Below are 21,583 nucleotides of genomic sequence, written 5' to 3'. Positions count from 1 at the left end.
GCAAAGCTTGCCAAAAAACCAACTGCCAATTCTCCGGGAGTCCAAAGGGCGATTTTCTTCAAAGAATCCTTCTGTGGCCGCGTTTCTCTCTCCACACATGCGATACACACCTTTGCTTTTTTGCATTCCCGCCAGCCTGACTGCCCAGGATGTCCTCCGGGACACCGTCGTCACCGCCTCCCGCGTTGCCGAAGACTCCCGCGACACCCCCTACAGCACGGAGGTCATCACTTCCGGAGAATATCTGGATCAAGGCTTCCGCACTCTGCCCGAAGCCTTCGAGCTCACCCCAGGAGTCTCGGTGCAAAAGACGACCCACGGGCACGGCTCGCCCTTTATCCGCGGCTTCACCGGGCGCCAGAACCTCTACCTTATCGACGGGGTGCGCCTGAATAACTCCACCTTCCGCTCGGGGCCCGTGCAGTATGCCAATACCATCGACGGCTTCGCTCTCGATCGACTGGAGCTGATCAAAAGCCAAGGTTCGGTGCTCTATGGCAGTGATGCCCTGGGCGGCACCGTGAACTCCATCACCATCGGCTCGGGCTATCGCGAAGCCGAAGCAGGCTTCTTCCAGCATGGCAGCGCACTCTATCGCTTCGACACCAATTCCAACTCGCAAATTGCCCGCGTGCAACAAAGTATCGGGGAAGGCGGCATCTGGGGGCTGACTCTCGGAGGCACCTGGAAAGACTTCGGCGACATCGAATCCAACGCCTTCGGCAAGATGAAGGGAACCGGCTATCCGGAACAAAACCTCGACCTCAAGTTCGAATGGTCGCCGAGCGCGGACTTCCACCTGACCCTCGCCCACCAACAGCTCAACCAGGACGAGGTCAACCGCTGGCACTCCACGGAGAACAATCCCGGCAACTGGGAAGGGCTTTCCCCCGGCACCTTCCCCGCCCGGGTCTACGACCAGGAGCGCAGCCTGACCTATCTCAAGGTCGAGCACGACCTCGCCAAGGGACCGGTGGATAGCTACACCGCCACCTTTTCCTACCAAACCGCCCAAGACTCCGAGTTCCAAAACCGGGGACCCAGCGACATTCGCAACCAAGTCATCGAGACCGAAACCTACGGAGTCAGTCTAGTGGCGGAGTCCGAGCTCGTGGGCAGTCAACTCCTCTACGGGCTCGACTACTATGAAGACGAAATCGAATCCCGTGGTCGCCGCACCGGACGGGATCCCCGCTCCATGCGCCCCCTCGCCGACGATTCCGAATACCGCTCGCTGGGCATCTTTGCGCAAGCCCGCACTCCCTGGAACGACCAATTCGAGACCACCGCAGGCCTGCGCTACACCTATTCCGAGGCCGAGCTGGGCAAGGTCTGGACCGGCTCGGAGGACATCTCTGCTGACGATGACTGGAATTCACTCGTCTTCAATGTGCGGGCCCTCTATCACTTCAACGAGACTTGGACGGCTTTCGGCGGCGTCTCACAGGGCTTCCGGGCCCCCAATGTGAACGATCTTTCCGGCAACCTGACCACCCGCAACGATAACAATGCCTTGGGGAGTCTTGATCTGGACCCTGAAAAGACCTGGACCTTCGAGCTGGGGACGCGGGCCCGGGCCGATCGCTTCGCCATGGAGTCGGCAGTCTTCTACACCCTCATCGACGACATCATCACCAGTGTTCCGGAGACCCCGGGTAGTAGCACGACCATCACCACCAATGGTTCAGAAGCCTGGCTGGTGGGTGCGGAAGCGGAAGCCAGCTACCGCTTGACCGACTGCCTCACTCTATCGGGCTTTTTGACCTATCAATACGGCGATGCCGACCGCGTGGAGGCCACCAACAGCAACCGCGAAATCACCGAACCCCTCTCTCGGCTCTCACCCTTGCGTGGTTCTCTGGCCCTGCGCTATGAGCCCGGCAATTGGTGGGCAGAAGCCCGCCTCATCGCGGCGGCTCGCGCCAACCGCCTCTCCGAAGACGATAAAGACGACACCCAGCGCATCCCGCCCGGGGGCACCCCGGCCTACCTCACCGCCAGTCTCTCCGGCGGCTGGCAGGTGAGCGAGAACCTCGACGTCAGCATCGCCCTGCAAAACCTTTTTGACGAAGACTACCGCGTGCATGGCTCGGGGGTCAATGGCGCCGGCTTCGGAGCCCTCCTCACCACCCGCTATCGCTGGTAACTCAGCTTTTCCTGGCGGGAGCGGAGTCTGGCCGCTTCCGTCACTCGTATAGGTGAATGTGCAGCCCGGGGCGGAAACGTCCCGGGCCTTTCTTTTCTCCCAAGGAGAGATTCCAAGAAGAGGTAAGCCGCGCCCCGTCGCGCACTTTTCCTGCAGAAAAGAGGGCCTCCCTGAACCCGAATGAACCGGGGGTTGGGATCAACTTTCCGGCCGGGTCACAAACTCGTGGAGAGCATCCAGCACCTCTTCCCCCGCTTGCCCCCAGAGGTCGTTATGCCCCACCCCCGGGAGTGCGAGGAATCGCTTCCTCCCCTCATGGCGACCGACGAGCGCCTCTCCGTGGGAAAAAGGGACTACCTCATCCTCCTCGCCGTGAATCACGAGAAGCGGCATCTCGACTCCCTGCAAGTGGGCCCAATTGTCAAACCGATCCCACGGCACAATCTTTCTCCGGGTCACCACCCGGAAGGCCGACTTGAAAGGCGAGACGAGGATCAAGCCGCCTGCCTTTTTTTCCCGGGCCAAAAAGGACGCCGCTCCGCTGCCCAGAGACTGGCCCAAAAGCACGATCTCCTCCTCCGCATGCCCCTTTTCCCGAAGAAAGAGCCAGGCGGCCTCGGCAGAACGGTAGACTCCCTCTTCGTCGGCCCGCCCTCGCGACAAGCCGTATCCGGGATAATCATAGAAAAAAGCCCCCAGGCCTCTTTCTTCCAACCAAGGAGCCAGCTCGCGGACTTGCCCGGCATCCTCCGCATTGCCATGGGACCACAGCAGAATCGGCCCTTCCGGCTGAGACGGAGGGAGATAAATTCCCGCAAACTCATCCCCGGGCCCGAATCGAACCAATCCCTCTGCCCCGGAACGATAGCTCGCGGGAGGGGGCTGAAAAAGCAGCCGATCGCCCATCACCCAGGCAAAAAGGAGCACCGTGCCATAGGCCAGGACAAGGAGCCGCGCCGCCCGATAGAGCCAGTAGGCGAGGCGGGGAGACCTCTTCACTCCGTCCTCCCGCCTTGTCGCGCGCCCACCGCTCCGCCCATCAGCCGCTCTTGGCGCCGGTTCTTCATCGCTGCCGCGCTATTTCTCGCCCAAAGCCTTTGCCCGGGCCACGGAGGCCTCGCTGAGCTGATCAGCCGAAGCTCGAATGGTTTTGCCCGCCGCAGTCTCAAAAACAAAAACCGACTCGTCCTCAATCGCGACCAGCTTGGCTTCGATCGCCGTGCCAGCCGAACTCTCCCACTTCTCCAATGCCGATCCCGTAATGGTGACCACCTCGGCAGCTTTCAGGAAGGAGCCATCCCGCACAGCCGTCCCCACCGCCGTCTTGGCGTCCTTGAAGATGGTGTTCCAATTCTTGCTCGTCATCTCGGAGTGCGAAAACTCGCCGAAACTCGCCGTCAAGTCAGGGTTCATGACGAAGACCTTGGGAGTCACCCCCGACTTGGCTTTGACCACCTCGCGGGCGCCCTCGGGCAAAGCCAGTATTTCCGAAGGATCAACCGCGACCGGCTCCGACCAAGTGAGAAGATGCTTGCTGACCAACGAACTGATGGTCCCGGGGCAAGTGTCTCATGTCTCGGGCTGGGTCTTGATCGCGACCACCAGCACCACCGGCTTCTGCGCGGCCTTCGCTTTCTTCTGTGCCTGCTCCAGACCACTGAGCCCAACCACCCCGGTTGGGATCTCATAAGCCCCCAGCGCGAGAAGCCCGCCAAACAAAAGCATCAACATCAGTTTGAACATCCTTCCACACTAGCCGCTTGCCCGTAGGGTGCAAGCCGGGAAGAAAGTCTTTTCTGCCAAAAAAACAACATTTCAATTGCCAAAAATGCAGCATCGAGTAATTTCGCGGGCATGAACCGATTGGAGAAAGGTCAGATTTCGCGCCGGGAGCGACAGATTCTGGACATCATTTATCGCTTGGGAGAAGCGACGGCGCAGGAAGTACAGGACAATTTGCCCGACCCGCCCAGCTATTCCGCAGTGCGGGCTCTTCTCGTGAATCTGGAAAACAAGGAGCTGGTGAAACATATCCGGGTCGGCCGACGCTATCTTTATCAGCCCGTGATTGGCGAGGACTCGGCCAAGCGCTCGGCTTTGAAAAACCTGCTCGGGACCTTTTTCCAAGGGAAGCCGGAGAATCTCGTCGCCGCTCTTCTCGATCCCAAGGATCAAAAACTCTCGCCGGAAGAAATCGAGAATATTCGCAGCCTCATCGACGATAAGTAGATCGACCGCCCATGCCCTCGCCCCTAGTCAGCATTCTCATCGCCGCCCTCGGCCTCCTGGCCATGCAGCTGGGTGGCCGTCGCTCGCCCCTGCTGACCGGCATCACCTTGGCGACCTTGCTGGCGCTCCCTCTCCTGGACCTTTTGCCCAAGGTGGCCCTCCCCCTGCCGACGGGGCTCCCCGCCAGCAATGGCGCGACCTATCTCACTCTGGTGGCCCCCGCCTATCTTCTCGGTGTCGGCCTCCTCTTGCTGCGCCTGCTACTCGACGGGCTCGCTTTGCGCCGCTGGCTTCAACAAACAGTCCCCTGCTCCGAGCTCTCTCTGCTGACAGCCCTCGAGCGGGCGCAAGGGCGCCTGCAATTCTCTCCCCGCGTGACCCTGAGCCTCCACCCGCAGCTGGCCTCTCCGGTCGCCGTCGGGCTCTGGCATCGCCGCGTCATCCTTCCCTCCTGCGCGCAAAGCTGGCAGGGCCCGACAGCAGAAGCCGTCCTCCTGCACGAGCTGGGCCATCATCAGCGCCGCGACCTCTGGTGCGCCCTCGCCGCCCGCCTGGCCTGCATCCTCCACTGGTTCAATCCCCTGGCCTGGTTCCTGCGCCGCCAGCTCTTGACCCAGTGCGAATTCGCCTGTGATCGCCGCGTTTTGGCCACAGGGATCGATGCCAAGCGTTACGCCCACACCCTCTGCGATCTGGCCCTCCCCCGCCATGCCCCCTCCCCTGCGCTGGCGATGACGATGGCAACCCAGTCCACCCTGCGCGACCGGGTGGAGCACCTGCTGAGCCCCCGGCGCCCACTCACTTGGCCCGCCATCGGGATCACCTTGATTCTCACCGCAGGCACGGCTATCGCCCTTTCCACCTTGCGTCCCAGCGCCAGAGCGGCCTTTTCCCCGGAGTCGCTCCCGCTGCTGCAGGAGGCAGAGCTCCGTCTGCGCGCCAATCCCTTCCCCGCGAACTAAGGTCTCCACCAGGAAATCTCCCCCCGGGGCAGACTCCGGCTTGCTTCGAGAGCTATTTTTCGGGAGTCTTCGGCAATGCGTTCCCTGCTCTTCCTGGTTCTCTGCCCTCTCCTGGTCCTGCAAGCCGAGTCCCCTGCGCCTCCCCTCCCCGGGACCGAGAACGACAGCCGCGAAGAAGAACCCCTTTCTGCCCCAGAACGTGCCCTAGAACGGCCCGCCGCTGAGGAACAAGCCCCTCCCCACGAACCAGAAGGAGCTGTAGACGAGCAGGCGGAAGAGCCGGAAGAGACGTCCCCCGATGAAGCCCTCCCCGAACCCGAGAAAGAGGTCGTCGATGACGGCATCCGCGTCTCCGTGCTCGGGTATCACGAGTTCTCGCCCGATTTGCCCAACACCCAGATGCGCATCAAGACCGACAAGTTCCGCCAACAAATCGAGGCCCTGCACAATCTCGGCAAACCGGTCATCTCCCTGGAGCAATTCATCAAATGGCGGAAAGGAGAAGACACCATTCCCCCGCAATCCTTCCTCATCACCATCGATGATGGCTGGAAGTCGGTCTACACCGATGCCTACCCTATCCTGAAGGAATTCGAGATGCCCTTCACCATTTTCCTCTACAAAAACTATGTCGATGGAGGAGGGCGCGCCCTGACCACCGCCATGATTGAGGAAATGATGGCGTCCGGCCTCTGCACCATCGGCTCCCACTCCGTCAGTCACCCTTTCCCCTCCAAGTTCAAGGCCGCCGCCCGCAAGGGAGAAGAGGCTTACCAGAACTTCCTCGACGAGGAATTCGGGGCTTCCAAGGTCTTTCTGGAGAAGAAATTTGAGCGCCCCATCACCACCTTCGCCTATCCCGGCGGCTACTACACCGAGGACATGTTCCCGGTGGCGAAGGAGCATGGCTACGAATATCTCTTCACCGTGGATCCGGGGATGACCCGTAGTGACACCGACAACCTGCTCATTCCCCGCTACATCATCTTGGGAAACCAGGATGGCGTCTTCGAGCAAGCCACCACCTTCCGCGCTACCAGCGCCAGTGCGGCAGCCGCCGGCCTGACGGTGCAGACCACCCGGCACCCGGTGACTCCCGAGCCGGGCGAACTCATCGCCGAGCGCCTTCCCCTCATCAGCGCCCAATTGGGAGAGGAAGAAGACCTCGATGCCGAGTCCATCGTGATGCGGGTGGCAGGTTTTGGCAAAGTGCCTGGCCTCTGGAATGAGGAAGAAAAAACCTTCAGCTGGCAAGTCAACCGTCCCCTCCGCATTCCGGTCTGCGAGGTCACCGTGCAGTGGCGCCGCACAGACAAGCGCGAATACGAACTGCCCATGCGCTGGTCCTTCCGGGTCGATCTGGAAGCCGCCTACCAACCCCGCTAAAAAAAAAGCAGCCCCGCGCGCGCACAAAGCACGGGACTGCTCACCAAATCACGTCTTCGGGGGGGACGTGGCCCGGGAAATCAGTTTGCCACATCCTTCTTGAGAAGGTCGCGGATCTCCGCAAGCAACTTCTCCTGGGCCGGCGGCTCGACCGTTTCTTCCTCCTTCGCCTTCTCAAAAGAAGCGATGACCTTCTTCACCACGATAAAGACCACGAAGGCCAAGATGGTGAAGGAGACAAAATCCTGCAGAAATTGACCGTAAGAAATCTTGACCGGATCTCCATCGGGCACCGGCATGTTCCAGGAAAGGTCCGCGAATTGCACTTTCCCCAATAGAAAGCCAATGGGAGGCATGATGACGTTATCGACCAGAGACTTGACGACCGTGGAGAAAGCCCCGCCCAGGATGAAACCGACGGCCATGTCCACCAAGTTGCCTTTGAAGGCAAATTCTTTGAATTCTTTTAGCATTGTGAGTTGAGGTTGGTTCGTTGTTAAACTGCCCAAAGGAAGACTCTTCCAATTGTCAGAACGTCACATTTTTTATAAAATAGTTTCAATGGCCACCTTTTTCGGAAGAAATACGCCACAATCACCGCTTTGCAGCGGGGTCCCGCCCTGCTGAAATGGCTGTCCCATGGCCATTCATCCTACTGCCATTATCTCCCCCCAAGCCGAGATCGCCGCTGACTGCGAAATTGGCCCCTATTGTGTGATTGGTGACCGCGTGGTTCTGGGGGCGGGAGCCCGGCTCCATTCCCATGTCGTCATCGAGAGCGACACCATCATTGGCGAGCGCTGCGAGGCTTTCCCCTTCGCGGCCCTCGGGGGCCGGACCCAGGACCTCAAATATAAGGGCGAACGCACCCAGCTCGTCATCGGCGACGACAACACCTTCCGCGAAAACTCGACCATCCACCGGGGAACGACTCCAGACACTCCGACCCGGATCGGCAGCCACAATTACTTTCTTTGCTATTCCCACGTGGCCCACGAGTGCATCGTCGGCGACCACACCATTTTCTCTAACAATGCCACCATCGCCGGACACGTGACGGTTGGTGACCACGCCATCATCTCCGGCCTCAGCGCCGTGCATCAATTCTGCCGCGTGGGCGAGCATTCCATGACGGCAGGACTGGCCCGGGTGGTGCAAGACGTGCCTCCCTTCATGATCGTGGACGGCAATCCCTCTTCCACCCGGGGACTCAATATCGTGGGCTTGCAGCGCCGGGGTTTCTCCGAAGAAGACATCCGGGCCCTCAAAATGGTCTACAAAAAACTCTTCCTGAAAAAGGACCTGAATCTGGGGGAACAAGTGAAAGCTTTCCGGGCCCTGCCCGAGGCGCAGAACGAGCGAGCGGCCCGTGTGCTCGACTTCATCGAAAGCTCGGACCGCGGAATCGTGCGCTGAAGAGCCGGCGCGCCGAACCGGTCCTCAATCCTCGGGCACGAACTGGAAGCAGATGGGCCCGCCCGGACAGGCGACGGGCTCGCCGTGGGGGGTCAGCTTGCCGCTGTCCTCCGCGACGGAGAATATCTGGATATCCTCGGAGGACTGCCCTCCCGCCAAAAGCCACCGTCCACTGGGATCAAGATTGAAATTGCGCGGAATGCGCACGCCGGCGGAGATGGTCTGCACCCGGCGCAGCGTCCCTTCATCGGTGACAAAAAAGGTCGAGAGACTATTGCGACCAATCTCCTCCCCCTCCCGCGTGCGGAGGTCGCGCTGAGAGGTATAGACCAGGCGTCCATTGGGATGAACGCGGATTTCCGCACAGCTCATCTCCTCCTTGTCCTCCAGCTCGACGGTAGAGATGGTATCGATGGCGGTGAGAGAGCCGTCACGAGCATCGACCCGGAAAGTGGTCACGGTGAGGTCCAGCTCATTGAGAACGTAGGCGTAGCTCCCGTCGCGGGAGAACTTCATGTGCCTGGGTCCGGCTCCTGCCGCCAGCTTTCCTTCCCCCGCAGGGCTCAGCGCGGCGGTGGCGGGATCGAAGCGATAGATCACCACTTGGTCGAGACCGAGGTCGGGCGCATAGGCAAAGCTGTTTTGCGGACCGACGGCAAAATAATGGGCATGAGGCCCCTTCTGCCGCTGGGGATGCTTGCTGGAGCCCTCGTGCAGGATGCTGGAGACGGCTTCCGAGAGAGAACCATCCTCCTGCACCTGAAAACTGGCCACCGAACCACTGCCGTAGTTGGCAGCAAAGGCCACTTGGGAGGTGTCGTCGAGGGAGACATGGCAGGCCCCCGAACCCTTGGTGGAGACGGAATTCACCAACTCCAAGTCCCCGTCTTCCCCGATGCGCAAGCTGGCCACCGCCCCGCTATGCCCCTCCTCATCCTTTTTCCAGTAGGTGGAATAGAGGTGCGTGCCCTCGCTGTGCAAAGCGAGAAAGCCGGCCCCGGCGAGGCTGATGCCCTCTTTGCTCGCGCTCAGCGTTCCCGTGCTGGCGTCGAATTCCGCATAGCGCACCCCGGCATTTCCACAGGCCAGATAAACTCTTTGCGCGGAGGCGATTTGCGCCGAAATCGCCAAAAACAGGGAGAGAGAAAGGAGGTTCTTCATCCTCACTAGTGCAGCAATTTGCGGCCTTCAGGGCAATCGCATTCGTGGAAATCGTCAGCTCTGCGAGGGCGCTTTCCTCTTTTGGGGCAAAGGATGGGCGATTTGCTGCAGGTAGCCGACGAGGCACCAGGCCACCGTGGTCGCAATCACAAAGGGAAAGACCGGAGTCCAAAGCCCCTGCCAGAGAAAGAGCCCCCCGGCGGAGGCCACGAACAACAAGCAGAGGCCCGCCAGAGCCAGAAACTGTCCCCAAGGACGGAGGAAAAGGGCATACAAGGCCACCAGAAGGACCTCAGCGAAGAGGAAAACCTCCCATTGCCAACCGATGCGAGCAAAGACCTGCTGGGGACCCGGGCGGGGAAAACTCAGGAGGGCCCGGGCCTCGGCCAGCAATTCCTCACTGCGTGCAGCCCGCCGCTCGTCCAACTTCTCCAGCACCACCACCCGCCGGGTCAGCTGGGGCAAATCAACTTCGCCAAGAGGAAAAAGCTCCCGCGCCTTGATGCTGGGCCACTCCTTCGCTCCCGGCTGATTTCCCTCCATCCGGGCCCGGCCGAAGTCATCGAGAGGAATCACCGGGCCGTCCGCTCCCAATCGCAAATGGCGACCCGGTTCGATAACCAAGTCCGCCGCAGAGACCCCCTCCAGACGCATGGCGAGGGCCAGAGGCCAGGATGGCAGAAAGCCCTCGTGCCAGCGAGCCAGCAAGGGCACCCGCCCCTCCCGGCGGTACTGAAAATCGCGACTGCCAAAATCGGGAAAAGCGAATCGAATGCGTGGGTTGACCTCCAGCGAGGGCGGGGCAACCACTTGATTGAGCAATGGCAAGCCCGAGGTGTCGCCCCGGAGGTTCTCCCGCGAGAGCAGGGAATCGGCAAGCCAAAGTGGAGAGTCATCCGGCTGGGGAACCTCGCTGGCCGCAACCGGCAGCAAAACCGTCTCGAATGGTTGCAGGGAGCTCTCGAGGGCCAAGAGCTCCAGTTGCTCGGCCTGCGACCAGGAGAGGTAGGCGGTGAGGGCCAGATCCCTGACGCCCGCCTGGTGCAGTTTGCTAAGAATGAGAGCCATCTCGGAAGGCGAAGGTTCATCCTCATCGAAAAGCTCGGGCGACTCGAGGATTTCCACCCGCGTCCAATCCTCTTCCGGGCCAGGCCGGGCCTCCTGGAGACGACGCAGGCTCCACCCCTGCGAATCCGGCTGGGGCTCGAGAATGGCTTGGGCGCTATCCACCTCCTGAAACTCCTGCAGCAAGAATCGGAAGACGAGTTCTTCCGCCCGCTGCAGAAAGGGAAGGTCACCGGTGTAGAGACGGCAGAGCAGTCCGATCTCCAGCGTGAGAGCGGCGAGCACGAGACGAGCTATCCAAGGACGAGACAAGGTGGCACCCTTAGAGGAAAAGAGACGGTAACGCACCTCCTTTCCCTGCCAGCATCAACTTTCCCAAAAGGTATCGAGGTAAAGCTCTTCCACCTTCTTGCGAGCCCAAGGGGTGCGCCGCAAGAACTTGAGGCTGGATTTGAACGAGGGATCGGAGAGGAAGCAATTGATGCGGATGCGATAGCCCAACTCTGCCCAACCATATTCCGCCACCAGCTTTTTCAGCATGGTCTCCAGAGTGAGCCCATGCAAAGGATCGTTGGAAGGGGAAGCCGCCATCTCACTCCCCCTCCACCAGTTCCCCGTGCCGAATCAAGCGGCAGAACTCCTTCTTGCTGACCTTGTGAAAAGTCCCCTCCCGCTCTTCCCAATCGGTGAAGTGCTTGTATTCAATGGCGAGCCGCTGCCAGGTGACGATGCGGTAACGCTCGTCCCCAACTTTCCAAACTTGTCCTTGCGCGAGTTTCATGACGATTTTTCCCCCAATGTTCAGGCTTCCGGCGGAGGAGGTAGGGTATTTTCCCAGCGGAAGAGCTCCGTGCCCGCAGCCACCCCTCCGATCTCCTCCAACAATTCGGCGCACCGTTGCCGCCAGAATTCATAATCTGGCGGGCGGTGAGGCTTCTCGGCCGTGCCGGGGAAACAAAGATAAGTCACCGTAAGGTCACTGACCGGACGCCAGTAGGGACTGGACTTGGGGTCAATCTGACGCGCCATGCGCAGGGAGGCTTCCCCCACTTTGAAGGTGGGCCCGGCATCCCCCACGATGGCCGGGTAGAGCACGCCCTTGTGCACCACGACGGCATAGTCCCCGACCTTAGGGCCGAAGGGGTCCCGTCGATCAAGGATGATATTCATGGGGATAACGATAAAAGGATCATACTCCGCGATGAGAAAACTGCGCCGCTTCATTTCCTCAATCCCAGGCAACAGCACACCATCGATGCGGGAGCGAACCCAATCCTTGCGCTCTGCGGAGACACTGGAGTCTTGCAACTCGCTGCGGGCAACCTCGAGACGACGCTCGTAACCAGCAATGAGAGGATTCGGGGTTCGCCCCACCTTGGCCCAACCATAGCTGGTGGTGGGTTGGTAGTGGGTAGAGTTCACGATCTCGCTCGGCATGGTCGGAAGGCGATCCCCGTCGGAACCATCGCTCACCACATCCATATCCCCCTGGAGCAGAAAGATTTTCCTCCCATTCTCCGCGGTGATATCGAGCATGGTCTGACAATCGAAAAAGTTGTGCGAGGTCAGGAGAGAGCCCAGCTGGCCGGCTTTCTCGCGCAAGCGGCCCGTCTTATTGGCATAGAGTTTTTCAAAGAACCCTGAAACCGAGGCCGAGGCCAGCAGAGGCTCCAGCCCCGGGAGCAGCGACCCCAGCTGAGGAGAGGCTTTCTCCAATTCCTCCATGGTGTGCGCCGCGCGGGGAATGCGGACGCGAAGAATGTGCTCGGAGCGATAGGCCCTCACATCCCGCCGCTCCACGCTGGCCAGACCGCCATTCTCCACCTCGAGCCGCGAGCTGAAGGAGAAGCCCTTGGAGGTCTCTCTCAGATCGAGGTCGGAAGAAATCCCGAGACGTGGCTCGGGTTCCTTCTCCACTTCCACGATTTTCTCGACGACTTTGACGACCTCTTTTTCCACGGGAACCTCGATGGTCTTTTCGACCACTTTCACCTTCGGTGGGCGCAGGGCGATCACGAGGGTAGCTACGGCAAGGATTCCGCAAAGGAGAGGCCAGAAGAGGTGTTTTGGGGAAAGGGTCATGGCTTATTCGAGCAATTGCTGACGACGGGGACGCGAGCCCATGATTAGGCGGAGCGCGGCCAAAGGTAAAAGAGAGATTCCGGCAGCAGCGAGGGAAACCTTCCAGCCCGGATAAACCCGGGCCCGTCCGGCCTCGAGAGCGGCAAGGGATTCGGCCACCACCTGCTGGCGGGAAACGTAGAAATTCTTGCGCCCGCCAGGCATGCCGGGGCCACCCTCCACCCGGGCCGCAATGCTGCCGAACTCGGTCTTGACCGGTCCGGGACAGACGGCGAGGACGTCGATGCCATGCTCCCTCACTTCCAACCGCAGGGCCTCTGAAAAGCTGCTGACGTAGGCTTTGCTGGCCGCGTAAACGGCGAAATCCGGAATGGGCAAGGTGCTCGCCAAGGAGCTGACATTGACGATCGCGCCCCCCTCGCTGGCCATCATGACCGGAAGAAACAGGTGCGAAAGATGGGTGAGAGCCTCGATATTGACCCGCAACATCGCCTCGTTGCGCTCCCATTGCGAAGAACGGAATTCGCCATAATCACCCAACCCCGCATTGTTGACCAGGACATCCACCCGCCATCCATGTTGGGAAACCTCTTGGAAAACGCGCTCGCGCTCGGCCGATTGGGAAAGGTCCGCCGCGATGACAAGCACCTCAATGCGATAACGGGCCCGCAAGTCCTCCGCCAACTCTTGCAAACGATCGCCGCGGCGCGCGACCAGAATGAGCCGATCCAACCGCTGCGCCAATTGGCTGGCGAATTCCTCGCCCAATCCGGCAGAGGCCCCCGTAATCAATCCCGTTTCGTAGGTTGTGCTCATCGCTTCAACTTGCCCGGCCTCGACCGCTTTGCAAGCCCCGAGCAGACGATTGCCCCCACCCGCAAAAAAAATCGCCTGGCCCCCGGCGACGAGGGCAGGCGATCAAAAAAAGAAGAAAAATGCTCTCTTAGTTGGCAGCCGGCTGACCTTTCTGGTCGACCTTCACCACGCGAAGGGGGATGCGCACGGCCAACTCGCCGTCGAGGGTGATGTCCACGGAGTAGACGCCCGCTTTTTTGAACTCAAGACCTTGAAAATTGACGATGAGGTTGCGAGTCACGAAGGCAACGTCTTCGGGCATCTTCACGGGCAAATCCGCTTTGATGGGCATTTGGGGGTTCACTGCATCGCCATCCTCGTCGATGAGGCTGATGAGCATGGTGTGATCGCCGTTGTCGTCGGGAGTCATGCAAACCCGCATGGCCAACGCGCACTGGGGGTGGCGGACGGGGAGCTCGCGAGCGGCAAGAGCATCGAACGGAGCGACCACGGTCATTTTTCCTTGGTGGTCGGCAGCGTAATCACAGAGGGTGGCAATTTGAAAATCCATAACTGAGCCCTTTAACTGCCTGTCTGCCCTCCGGAGGTCCAGCCCTTTTTTTGCGAGATTAGCTTGATAGCTTGACCTCAAGGGACTTTCCCCCGCCCGGGAAGAGCCTTTACTGGTCGTCAGGCACGGGCACCGCGCGGAGCAATCCCTCGTTACCAGGGGTTGTTTCCAAGGGCCGCAAAGGGGGCGCTTCTTCTGCCGGGGCCTCTTCCTCTTGCTGCGGAGTCATCGGTGCCGTCGGCAACATCCCACCCGACCCCTCGATGGGTAAGGCGCGCAGAATCAGATCGCGATGCTGGTTGCGCTCGAAGGAGGGCTCCGGCACCTCCTCGCCCTCATCCGCCTCAGTCAATTCCTCCGGTAGGGCGATTTTGGTAGCGGCCTTGGCCATGATTTCATCACCGAAGCGGTTGAAAAAGCGGCCCACCATAGGGGCCGCCCGGCGACCACCACTCACCGATTGTCCAGGCGCGCCTTCATAGAGAATGGCGAAGGCGAAGCGCGGATTCTCGTAGGGCAAAAAGCCCGCAAACCAAGCCAACTCTTGTTTGGTGCGCCCGGCTCCTCGCCACTGGGCGGTGCCCGTCTTGCCCGCCACGCGGCAGAAGTTCGTTCCCCCATTTTTCCCCGTGCCATAGTCGGCATTGACCACTTGCATCATGCCCGTGCGCACAATGCGGGCCGCTTCCGGGGTGATGCCGAGTTCGTTTCTTTTCGCTGGCACGGTCGCCTCCAGGACCCCGCCCTTGTGATCCTGAATCTGCCGAATCAACCGCAGCTGGGGCAGCAGCTCGCCATTGCCCAAGGCCGCCATCGCCTGGGCAACCTGTAGCGGAGTCGCTTGCACATCACCCTGGCCAATGGCCGAGTTGGCGGTATCGCCATCAGTAAAGGGGCGGTTCCATTTCTTGCGCACGAATTCCTCTGTCGGGATCAAGCCTGGATTCTCATTGAACAAAGGCACCCCGGTGCGGGTCCCGTAGCCCATGCGACGCGCCACCGAGAGAAAAGAGCTCGGCCCCACTTTCATCCCGACCTGATAGAACCAGGGATTGTTGGAAATCGCCAAGGCCATCTTCACATCCACCATCCCGGCGTGCTTGCGGGTGTGGTTGTGGAATTTCCGCGACCCGATGGTGATGAAGGGAGGGCAGTTGAACTTGGTCCACTCTTCGATATCTCCATTGGTGAGAGCGGTAGCGGCCACCACCGGCTTGAAAGTGGAAGCAGGGGGATACCCGCCTTGGAAGGCCCGCGCGAACATGGGGTCGGATTCATCCTCTCTCAATTCGTCGTAATCTTCCGTGGAGATAAAGGGAATCCACTTGTTGATATCGTAGCTCGGGCGCGAGGCTAACACGAGAATCTCTCCCGTCTGGATATCGACCACCACCAAGGCCCCACGACGGCTGTGGCTGCGCAGAACCGACTCGGCATGCCGCTGCCACTCTAGATCAATGGTAGTGACCACGGTATTCCCAATCACCGGAGCCTCGATGAGTTCGTCCTGCAGGCGGTCGCCATTCTCATCCACCAAGAGCCGCCATTCACCCGGCGTGCCCGTCAACTCGGCGTCCAGGGTATTTTCCAACCCTTCCTCCCCATAGGTCTCTTCCCACATTGGCTCATTGGGAAAAATCGGACCAGTGGGCAACTTGCCCTTGCTGCGCACATAACCAATGACATGGGCTGCCGTTTCCTGGGCGGGATACTCCCGCAAATAGACCGCTTGCAGCGCCAGCCCCCGCATCAACCGGGGCTCCCAACTAGCACGCTCGGACTCCTCCGCCAGATGCGGCAAAAGTAGAGGAACCCAACGCCGATCCCGGTAGTGGGCCAGCAGCTCGGCATCGCTGATGCTAACCTCCTTCTCTGTCAATTCCGCGACCTGCCCGAGACGACGCCGGGCCCAGGCCACGACCTCGTCATCCCCCACCCCAGCCACAAATTGCGGAAACTGGACCGCAAAATAGTAGGCCACCTTGTTGCGCGCCATCGCCCTCCCGTCCCGATCAGTGATGAGGCCGCGGGGAGCCGGCACCACCCGTGTGATGGCCCGCGCATTGGTCCGGGTGAGCACGGAGGCATCCTCGGGACGCCTGCGCTGCTGGCCATCGAAGTCGGCAATGAGCAAGGCCTGCTCCTTGAGCTCAAGATCGCCGGGGCTCATCCCCGCCGCAGGAGAGTCTTCTTGGGCCGGGCCATTCAGAGGGAGACCGGCGAGCAAAGTGAGGAGGAGTCGCTTCATTTCAGGGAAATGACTGTGCCACCCTTTCACCGGGAATGCGAGCGGTTAAAGCAAACTGATGCTACTTTTCCGGCCTTTCTCCCCCCGACCCAAGACCGGGTTGGCAAATCCGGCGAAAAAATCCATGGTGAGGGCCACGAGCTATGAACCCTCAGGAAGCCCTCACCATTCTCGAGCAGAAGCTCTCCGAACACGGCTTGGCCCAAATTGGCTGGACGGGCGCTCTCGACCAGGCCGAACGCCGTTTCGGAGTCTGTCGGCCCGCGCAAAAAGAAATTTCCCTCAGCCGCACCCTTTGCGCCCTGAATACCGACGAAGAAGTCCTCGACACGATTTTGCACGAGATAGCCCACGCCCTCGCCTACCACGAGACCGGGGAGAACTGCGGCCACGACGAGCGCTGGAAAACCATTTGCCGCCGCATCGGCGCGCGCCCGGAACGCTGCTATGACGACGACGAGGTCACCTCCCCACAAGCTCCCTGGGTGCTGATCCATCGCGAGACGGGGGAAATCTTTTCCTACCATCAACAGCGTCCCAAGAAAGACCTGTCGCAAACCTTCATCCGGGGCCGCAAAAAGGAAACCCTGGGTCAACTGGAGGTGCGGGCCAATCCCGAGTTCACCTCAGGCCCGGTGGCCTATCTCGACCGCGCCACCGTGCTGGCCTTGCAGGAAAAAATGCTCGCCCAGCTGGCCCCGCTGGCCGAGGAGATGGGCCTGCACCTGTCCCCGGGCAAGAGCCGCTTCACCGCCACCGAGGGCACCATCGGCATCCAACTGGCAGTGGAAACCCATGACGGCCGCGATCCCGAAGCCAAACAATTTGCCGAGCTCGCCCCCCTCTTCGGCCTCAGCGAAGACGACTTTCGCCGCCCCTTCCACTACGAAGGGCAGGCCTTTCAGCTCGTGGCCTTCAAACCCCGCAACCGCAAGTATCCCGTCATCGGTGAGAACGAGGCCGGCACCCGCTACAAATTCCCCCTCGAAGCGATTATCTAAAACCAAAGCCGCCATCCATCCCCATGAGGAAAACATTGAACATCGCCGTGAGAAACACCAGCAGCGCGGTGATCGCAAAGGGCCGGTGCACTCCTGCATGCCCCCTCGCCCCCCACCAGAAAGTCAGGTGAAGAAAGGCCGCTCCCGCCAGCATCGCCACCGCCAAGGCGCGGGCCCCGTCCCCATAGATCACCAGCGCATCGTGGTGCCAGCCAAACCCCGCTTCCATCGTCACCCAGCACCGCCGGGCATACCAACAAAGCCCCCCCCGGCAACAACCATCCCGCCAACACCTGCACACGCAGAGAACAGCCCTCGGGATGACTCAGGGTCCACACCAAATCCCGAAACCTCTCACCATCCCGCTCGTCTCTCATCACAAATTTGTTAACAGAAAGAGCCGGACTCCACAATCCGCCAAGGAAACCGAATGAATCTCCCTCATCATTCGGAAAAAAGTCACCCCGGGAGTTCAAGGTTGCGCCTTGTCGTCCAGCCGCTAGCCTCCCGTGTCCGCGAGAGAAATGAATATTCACGAATACCAAGCCAAGGAGTTGTTCGAAAAGTTCGGCGTGCCGAGCCCGAACGGAAAAGTCGCTGAAACCGCAGCCGAAGCCCAAGCCGCAGCTGAAGAAATCGGCGGCGGCAACTACGTCGTCAAAGCCCAGGTCCACGCCGGTGGCCGCGGCAAAGGAACCTTCAAGAACGGCTTCCAAGGCGGGGTCCACCTCGACAGCGACCCGGCCAAAATCGGCGAAATCGCGGGCCAAATGATCGGCCAGACCCTCGTCACCAAGCAAACCGGCGAAGAGGGCAAGCTCGTCCGCAAGGTCATGGTCGCCGAATCCGTCGACATCAAGCACGAGTATTACCTCTCCATCCTCATGGACCGCGCCACCTCCCGCCCCGTCATTGTGGCCTCGGTGGAAGGCGGCATGGACATTGAGGAAGTGGCTGAAAATCGCCCCGAGAAGATTCTCAAGCAATTCGTCCACCCCCTCGCCGGCCTACAAGCCTACGAGGTGCGCTCTCTCGTCAAAGGCCTCGGCCTCGGCAAGGACGAAGGCAAGCAATTCGCCAAACTCCTCAGCAATCTTTACAAACTCTTTATTGAGTGCGACTGCGCGATGGTGGAGATCAACCCCCTCGTCGAAACCACCGACGGCCGCGTCCTCGCCCTCGATGCCAAGTTCGGCTTCGACGACAACGCCCTCTACCGCCACCCCGACATCCAGGAATACCGCGACCTCGACGAAGAGGATCCCCGCGAAGTGGAAGCCGGCAAATACGACCTCAACTACATCGGCCTCGACGGCAACATCGCTTGCCTCGTCAACGGAGCCGGTCTCGCCATGGCCACCATGGACATCATCAAGTTCGCTGGCGGCGAGCCTGCCAACTTCCTCGACGTCGGGGGCGGAGCCTCCAAGGAGCAGGTCGCCGCGGCCTTCAAAATCATCACCGGCGACCCCAACGTGGAAGCCATCCTCATCAATATCTTCGGTGGCATCATGGACTGCAACGTCATCGCCGAGGGCGTGGTCGCGGCCTCCAAGGAAGTGGGCCTCAACATCCCCCTCGTCGTTCGCCTCGAAGGCAACAACGTGGAAGCGGGCAAAAAGACCCTGCAAGAAAGCGGACTCAACCTCATCACCGGCGACGACATCCTCGACGCCGCCCAGAAAGTGGTCGCCTCCACCCAAGCCGCCTAAGTCCAACCCTGACAAACTGAAAAACTTCTAACTCACAAACTTTTATGGCTATTCTAGTAGACGAAAACACCAAGGTGATGGTGCAAGGAATCACCGGCGGCTTTGGTGGTCGCCACGCGGGGCTCAGCCTCGACTACGGCACCCAGCTCGTCGCCGGCGTCACTCCTGGCAAAGGGGGACAAACCTTTGAACACAACGGCCACTCCGTGCCCATCTTCGACACCGTGGCCGAAGCCGCCAAGGAGACCGGAGCCACCGCCACGGCCATCTTCGTGCCCCCTCCCTTCGCCGCTGACGCGATTTTGGAAGCGGTCGATGCCGAGCTCGAGCTCGCCGTCGCCATCACCGAAGGCATCCCCGTCATGGACATGATGAAGGTCAAGTCCATCATGGCTGAGGGCAGCAAGACCCGTCTCATCGGCCCCAACTGCCCCGGCCTCGTCACTCCCGGCCTTGGCGAAGGCTCCCACGGCGGTTGCCGCATCGGCATCGCCCCCGGACACATTCACAAGCGTGGTAAAGTCGGCATCGTCTCCCGCTCCGGCACCCTCACCTACGAAGCAGTCTGGCAGGTCAGCCAACTCGGCGAAGGCCAGAGCACCTGCGTCGGCATCGGTGGCGACCCCATCAACGGCACCTCCCATCTCGACATCCTCCAAATGTTCAACGACGACGAAGAGACCGAAGCCATCATCATGATTGGTGAAATCGGCGGCACCGCCGAGGTCGAAGCCGGCCGCTGGGTGAAGGAGCACTGCAAAAAGCCCGTCGCGGCCTTCATCGCCGGCGCCACCGCCCCTCCCGGCCGCCGCATGGGTCACGCCGGTGCCATCGTCGGTGGCGCAGAAGACACCGCCGAAGCGAAGAAGGAAATCCTCAAAAGCTGCGGCATCACCGTCGCCGAAACCCCCGCCGAAATGGGCAAAGCCCTCATGGAAGCCTGGGGCAAATAAGCTCCCAACCACCTTTCACTCCCAAACGGCGGCCTCGAAAGAGCCCGCCGTTTTTTGTTTCTAGAAGTGCTCTGACGGGCCAATTCGTTCAACGGCCACCAAAGAGGAGTCGCCAGAGCCTCCTCCAGAGCGAGGGCTTCTTTTCCTGCAAGACGTAGGGGAGTTCGTCGAGCAGGGCGGAGCGAAGAGCCTTGGAGTGAGCTTCGGCCTCGCGCATCAGGCTGAGAATTTGTTTCAGATAGTCGTTGTGCTGCTTGATGGCATCCCTGCCTAGGACGGTTTCAAAATCGACGGTGGCCTCTGCGCCCCAGGCTTCGAAAGACTGCAACCGTTTCATTCTTTGACTCAGTTTTCTCACTCCGCGGGTGGTCGGGCTCCGTGGCGCATTGCTCGTCATCCAATCTCTCCAGTCTCGATTGCCTTTGGATTGATTGCACTTTCCACAGGCGGGGACGAGATTTTGGATCCGGGTGAGGTAGCCGGTGGGCCGACCGTTCCGCATCACGGGATGAAAATGATCCCACTCGGTGGAGCGGTCTCCGCAATAGACGCAGCGAAGATCATCGGCATCAAGCTTGAGGAGGGAAAAGGCCTCGGCCAATTCGCTCTCGGAGGGCGGGACATTGGGGATCAGAGAGCGCACGAAGGCTGACCGCATCGCGGAAGCCCTCGCCCCGATGCTTTCTCCTCCGGGCGGTTGATAGACCTCACGAGCACTCCGTTTCTCCCTCCTCACGGCGGTATCTTGTGAGAAAATCCCCCGCTGTCAGGGACAATCCACTCGAGAGGTCCGAAGTTCTCGGAAAGAGCATTTGGTGAGGGAGTCTTGAAGACTCCTTGATCGCTCTGATCTTGGAACTCGCAAACTTGACTGAGTCATCTCAACAAGTGAAAGCTGTCGGCTTAACTGAATAAGATCAGGTAACTTTCATTACTCGCTACGAACGAAGAACGGACAGCTTCCTCTCCTTTGTATACTTCGCATCATCGATGCGGTTGGCCACTCAAATAAACAATTTATCCCAAACAGGATCAGGGGATAGTCATTTGACTTCAATACGAAAAAATTTACGAGATGCAGAAAAGGGAAACTCAATCCTCTCGATTGAACCGATCTTCGAAACAGAATATTCCTCAACTGTAATCCAGTTACCAAATACCATATCATCGCTAGCCACTACCTGATAATTGGTTTCTCCGGGAGAATGTTCGATAAAGAAAGCAGCATCATTGACAAATCCGAAATTCAATATTTTAGGAGGGTCGTAGCCCTCGAAATTAAATCTGTCTTCAAATGATTCTTCGTGCAGATAGGATTCCATCTGTGCAAAAGGAACCAGAGCTTTGATGTTTTCGGGGGCACCACGAAACACCGAACCTTCTATGATCGGTGGAGGGCCGGTGAATATAATTCGACTAAGAGCACTGCACCATGAGAACGCAGATACCTCGATTAATTCAAGATGAGGTGGAAGATTAATTCGCTGTAGCTCTGAGCAACCAAAGAAGGCCGCAGATTCAACTTTAGTTACAGATTTTGGAATTTCAATCGTCTTCAAAGAAGAACACCCGTTGAAAAATTGGGATTGTATTATGTTTATAGAATCGGGAAGCTTCACCCTCTCCAAGCCTACGCAATCCATGAAAACACAATCTCCTAGCCAGCGCACCGAGTTTGGTAACACGGCTTCCTTCAGGCTAGAACAACCCCAGAAGGCACAAGGAAAGATTCGAGTCGTGCTTTCCGGAATGTTTATTTCGGTTCACACTACACGACAAAAATCGAGCACGTAACGCACTGAAAATAAGGAAAAAATACGCAAAAAAGGCTTGCAATGTCGGTGGCCGCCCAAAAT

At 59.7% G+C, this 21,583-nt stretch carries 23 protein-coding genes; 8 read left to right on the top strand and 15 right to left on the bottom strand.

The features are described 5' to 3' along the window. Positions 1-97: 97 nt before the first annotated feature. Positions 98-2,146, top strand: coding sequence for a TonB-dependent receptor plug domain-containing protein (locus JIN78_RS06470; protein ID WP_200391136.1), 2,049 nt, complete (start codon positions 98-100; stop codon positions 2,144-2,146). A 198-nt stretch (positions 2,147-2,344) separates the two neighbouring features. On the opposite strand, the gene JIN78_RS06465 is transcribed toward JIN78_RS06470, so the two are convergent. From JIN78_RS06465 to JIN78_RS06455, 3 genes are all read right to left on the bottom strand, one after another. Beyond that, complete coding sequence (locus JIN78_RS06465) at positions 2,345-3,145, bottom strand: alpha/beta hydrolase (protein WP_200391135.1); 801 nt, start codon at positions 3,143-3,145, stop codon at positions 2,345-2,347. A 78-nt stretch (positions 3,146-3,223) separates the two neighbouring features. Then, entirely contained in the window at positions 3,224-3,688 is a 465-nt protein-coding gene (locus tag JIN78_RS06460; protein ID WP_200391134.1) for a hypothetical protein, read from the bottom strand. Positions 3,689-3,715: 27 nt separating this feature from the next. Continuing rightward, a complete protein-coding gene (locus JIN78_RS06455; protein WP_200391133.1) occupies positions 3,716-3,889 on the bottom strand; it encodes a hypothetical protein in 174 nt (57 codons plus the stop codon). A gap of 111 nt (positions 3,890-4,000) precedes the next feature. On the opposite strand from JIN78_RS06455, the gene JIN78_RS06450 reads away from it, so the two are divergent. The 3 genes from JIN78_RS06450 (at position 4,001) to JIN78_RS06440 (ending at position 6,723) form a co-directional block, all read left to right on the top strand. After that, on the top strand, positions 4,001-4,375 hold the full coding sequence (locus JIN78_RS06450; protein ID WP_200391132.1) for a BlaI/MecI/CopY family transcriptional regulator: 375 nt from the start codon (positions 4,001-4,003) through the stop codon (positions 4,373-4,375). Between the two features lie 11 nt (positions 4,376-4,386). Further along, the gene (locus tag JIN78_RS06445) at positions 4,387-5,337 is read left to right on the top strand and encodes a M56 family metallopeptidase (RefSeq protein WP_200391131.1); all 951 of its coding nucleotides are present in this window, start codon (positions 4,387-4,389) and stop codon (positions 5,335-5,337) included. A 75-nt stretch (positions 5,338-5,412) separates the two neighbouring features. Further along, complete coding sequence (locus tag JIN78_RS06440) at positions 5,413-6,723, top strand: polysaccharide deacetylase family protein (RefSeq protein ID WP_200391130.1); 1,311 nt, start codon at positions 5,413-5,415, stop codon at positions 6,721-6,723. A gap of 80 nt (positions 6,724-6,803) precedes the next feature. Here the strand turns inward: JIN78_RS06440 and mscL are convergent, their stop codons facing one another. After that, positions 6,804-7,196 (bottom strand): large-conductance mechanosensitive channel protein MscL, encoded by a 393-nt coding sequence (gene mscL, locus JIN78_RS06435; RefSeq protein ID WP_200391129.1) that lies wholly within the window; start codon positions 7,194-7,196, stop codon positions 6,804-6,806. Positions 7,197-7,362: 166 nt separating this feature from the next. Between mscL and lpxA the strand changes: the two genes are divergently transcribed. Continuing rightward, positions 7,363-8,139, top strand: a complete 777-nt coding sequence (gene lpxA, locus JIN78_RS06430) for an acyl-ACP--UDP-N-acetylglucosamine O-acyltransferase (RefSeq protein ID WP_200391128.1) — start codon at positions 7,363-7,365, stop codon at positions 8,137-8,139. 24 nt (positions 8,140-8,163) lie between these two features. On the opposite strand, the gene JIN78_RS06425 is transcribed toward lpxA, so the two are convergent. The 8 genes from JIN78_RS06425 to JIN78_RS06390 form a co-directional block, all read right to left on the bottom strand. Then, complete coding sequence (locus JIN78_RS06425; RefSeq protein WP_200391127.1) at positions 8,164-9,300, bottom strand: lactonase family protein; 1,137 nt, start codon at positions 9,298-9,300, stop codon at positions 8,164-8,166. Positions 9,301-9,354: 54 nt separating this feature from the next. Then, positions 9,355-10,677 carry a hypothetical protein gene (locus JIN78_RS06420; RefSeq protein WP_200391126.1) on the bottom strand — a complete coding sequence of 441 codons (1,323 nt, stop codon included), beginning with the start codon at positions 10,675-10,677 and terminating at the stop codon, positions 9,355-9,357. A gap of 54 nt (positions 10,678-10,731) precedes the next feature. Next, complete coding sequence (locus tag JIN78_RS06415; protein ID WP_200391125.1) at positions 10,732-10,956, bottom strand: VF530 family protein; 225 nt, start codon at positions 10,954-10,956, stop codon at positions 10,732-10,734. Between the two features lies 1 nt (position 10,957). Beyond that, positions 10,958-11,146: a hypothetical protein gene (locus JIN78_RS06410; protein ID WP_200391124.1), complete on the bottom strand. Its 189-nt coding sequence runs from the start codon at positions 11,144-11,146 to the stop codon at positions 10,958-10,960. 20 nt (positions 11,147-11,166) lie between these two features. Then, complete coding sequence (locus tag JIN78_RS06405) at positions 11,167-12,447, bottom strand: glycoside hydrolase family 75 protein (RefSeq protein WP_200391123.1); 1,281 nt, start codon at positions 12,445-12,447, stop codon at positions 11,167-11,169. Positions 12,448-12,450: 3 nt separating this feature from the next. Further along, positions 12,451-13,263, bottom strand: a complete 813-nt coding sequence (locus JIN78_RS06400; protein WP_234037841.1) for an SDR family NAD(P)-dependent oxidoreductase — start codon at positions 13,261-13,263, stop codon at positions 12,451-12,453. A gap of 127 nt (positions 13,264-13,390) precedes the next feature. Then, positions 13,391-13,813 carry a DUF6941 family protein gene (locus JIN78_RS06395; RefSeq protein WP_200391122.1) on the bottom strand — a complete coding sequence of 141 codons (423 nt, stop codon included), beginning with the start codon at positions 13,811-13,813 and terminating at the stop codon, positions 13,391-13,393. 109 nt (positions 13,814-13,922) lie between these two features. Continuing rightward, a complete protein-coding gene (locus JIN78_RS06390) occupies positions 13,923-16,061 on the bottom strand; it encodes a penicillin-binding transpeptidase domain-containing protein (RefSeq protein WP_200391121.1) in 2,139 nt (712 codons plus the stop codon). A 143-nt stretch (positions 16,062-16,204) separates the two neighbouring features. Here JIN78_RS06390 and JIN78_RS06385 point away from each other — a divergent pair, with 143 nt between their 5' ends. Beyond that, complete coding sequence (locus JIN78_RS06385; protein ID WP_200391120.1) at positions 16,205-17,062, top strand: SprT family zinc-dependent metalloprotease; 858 nt, start codon at positions 16,205-16,207, stop codon at positions 17,060-17,062. Here the strand turns inward: JIN78_RS06385 and JIN78_RS06380 are convergent. Next, complete coding sequence (locus JIN78_RS06380) at positions 17,055-17,291, bottom strand: hypothetical protein (RefSeq protein ID WP_200391119.1); 237 nt, start codon at positions 17,289-17,291, stop codon at positions 17,055-17,057. The genes JIN78_RS06385 and JIN78_RS06380 overlap by 8 nt on opposite strands. 295 nt (positions 17,292-17,586) lie before the next feature. Here JIN78_RS06380 and sucC point away from each other — a divergent pair, with 295 nt between their 5' ends. Then, positions 17,587-18,774: an ADP-forming succinate--CoA ligase subunit beta gene (gene sucC / locus JIN78_RS06375; protein ID WP_200391118.1), complete on the top strand. Its 1,188-nt coding sequence runs from the start codon at positions 17,587-17,589 to the stop codon at positions 18,772-18,774. Positions 18,775-18,818: 44 nt separating this feature from the next. Continuing rightward, positions 18,819-19,727, top strand: coding sequence for a succinate--CoA ligase subunit alpha (sucD, locus tag JIN78_RS06370; protein WP_200391117.1), 909 nt, complete (start codon positions 18,819-18,821; stop codon positions 19,725-19,727). An 88-nt stretch (positions 19,728-19,815) separates the two neighbouring features. On the opposite strand, the gene JIN78_RS06365 is transcribed toward sucD, so the two are convergent. Next, positions 19,816-20,385: an HNH endonuclease gene (locus tag JIN78_RS06365; RefSeq protein WP_200391116.1), complete on the bottom strand. Its 570-nt coding sequence runs from the start codon at positions 20,383-20,385 to the stop codon at positions 19,816-19,818. A 385-nt stretch (positions 20,386-20,770) separates the two neighbouring features. After that, a complete protein-coding gene (locus JIN78_RS06360) occupies positions 20,771-21,478 on the bottom strand; it encodes a leucine-rich repeat domain-containing protein (protein ID WP_307832983.1) in 708 nt (235 codons plus the stop codon). Positions 21,479-21,583: the final 105 nt, after the last annotated feature.

Origin of the sequence: Roseibacillus ishigakijimensis (assembly GCF_016595415.1) — a bacterium.
In the GTDB taxonomy this organism is placed as follows: Bacteria; Verrucomicrobiota; Verrucomicrobiia; order Verrucomicrobiales; family Akkermansiaceae; genus Roseibacillus; species Roseibacillus ishigakijimensis.
The sequence above is the reverse complement of the archived record's forward strand: the minus strand, read 5'-3'. Positions and strand labels throughout refer to the sequence as shown.

Bases quoted from the DNA above. Each gene is read 5' to 3' on its own strand.
- JIN78_RS06470 (WP_200391136.1), top strand. From the start codon at position 98: ATGCGATACACACCTTTGCTTTTTTGCATTCCCGCCAGCCTGACTGCC.
- JIN78_RS06455 (WP_200391133.1), bottom strand. From the start codon at position 3,889: ATGTTCAAACTGATGTTGATGCTTTTGTTTGGCGGGCTTCTCGCGCTG.
- JIN78_RS06450 (WP_200391132.1), top strand. From the start codon at position 4,001: ATGAACCGATTGGAGAAAGGTCAGATTTCGCGCCGGGAGCGACAGATT.
- JIN78_RS06445 (WP_200391131.1), top strand. From the start codon at position 4,387: ATGCCCTCGCCCCTAGTCAGCATTCTCATCGCCGCCCTCGGCCTCCTG.
- JIN78_RS06440 (WP_200391130.1), top strand. From the start codon at position 5,413: ATGCGTTCCCTGCTCTTCCTGGTTCTCTGCCCTCTCCTGGTCCTGCAA.
- mscL (WP_200391129.1), bottom strand. From the start codon at position 7,196: ATGCTAAAAGAATTCAAAGAATTTGCCTTCAAAGGCAACTTGGTGGAC.
- lpxA (WP_200391128.1), top strand. From the start codon at position 7,363: ATGGCCATTCATCCTACTGCCATTATCTCCCCCCAAGCCGAGATCGCC.
- JIN78_RS06425 (WP_200391127.1), bottom strand. From the start codon at position 9,300: ATGAAGAACCTCCTTTCTCTCTCCCTGTTTTTGGCGATTTCGGCGCAA.
- JIN78_RS06415 (WP_200391125.1), bottom strand. From the start codon at position 10,956: ATGGCGGCTTCCCCTTCCAACGATCCTTTGCATGGGCTCACTCTGGAG.
- JIN78_RS06410 (WP_200391124.1), bottom strand. From the start codon at position 11,146: ATGAAACTCGCGCAAGGACAAGTTTGGAAAGTTGGGGACGAGCGTTAC.
- JIN78_RS06405 (WP_200391123.1), bottom strand. From the start codon at position 12,447: ATGACCCTTTCCCCAAAACACCTCTTCTGGCCTCTCCTTTGCGGAATC.
- JIN78_RS06400 (WP_234037841.1), bottom strand. From the start codon at position 13,263: ATGAGCACAACCTACGAAACGGGATTGATTACGGGGGCCTCTGCCGGA.
- JIN78_RS06395 (WP_200391122.1), bottom strand. From the start codon at position 13,813: ATGGATTTTCAAATTGCCACCCTCTGTGATTACGCTGCCGACCACCAA.
- JIN78_RS06390 (WP_200391121.1), bottom strand. From the start codon at position 16,061: ATGAAGCGACTCCTCCTCACTTTGCTCGCCGGTCTCCCTCTGAATGGC.
- JIN78_RS06385 (WP_200391120.1), top strand. From the start codon at position 16,205: ATGAACCCTCAGGAAGCCCTCACCATTCTCGAGCAGAAGCTCTCCGAA.
- JIN78_RS06380 (WP_200391119.1), bottom strand. From the start codon at position 17,291: ATGGAAGCGGGGTTTGGCTGGCACCACGATGCGCTGGTGATCTATGGG.
- sucC (WP_200391118.1), top strand. From the start codon at position 17,587: ATGAATATTCACGAATACCAAGCCAAGGAGTTGTTCGAAAAGTTCGGC.
- sucD (WP_200391117.1), top strand. From the start codon at position 18,819: ATGGCTATTCTAGTAGACGAAAACACCAAGGTGATGGTGCAAGGAATC.
- JIN78_RS06365 (WP_200391116.1), bottom strand. From the start codon at position 20,385: ATGCGGTCAGCCTTCGTGCGCTCTCTGATCCCCAATGTCCCGCCCTCC.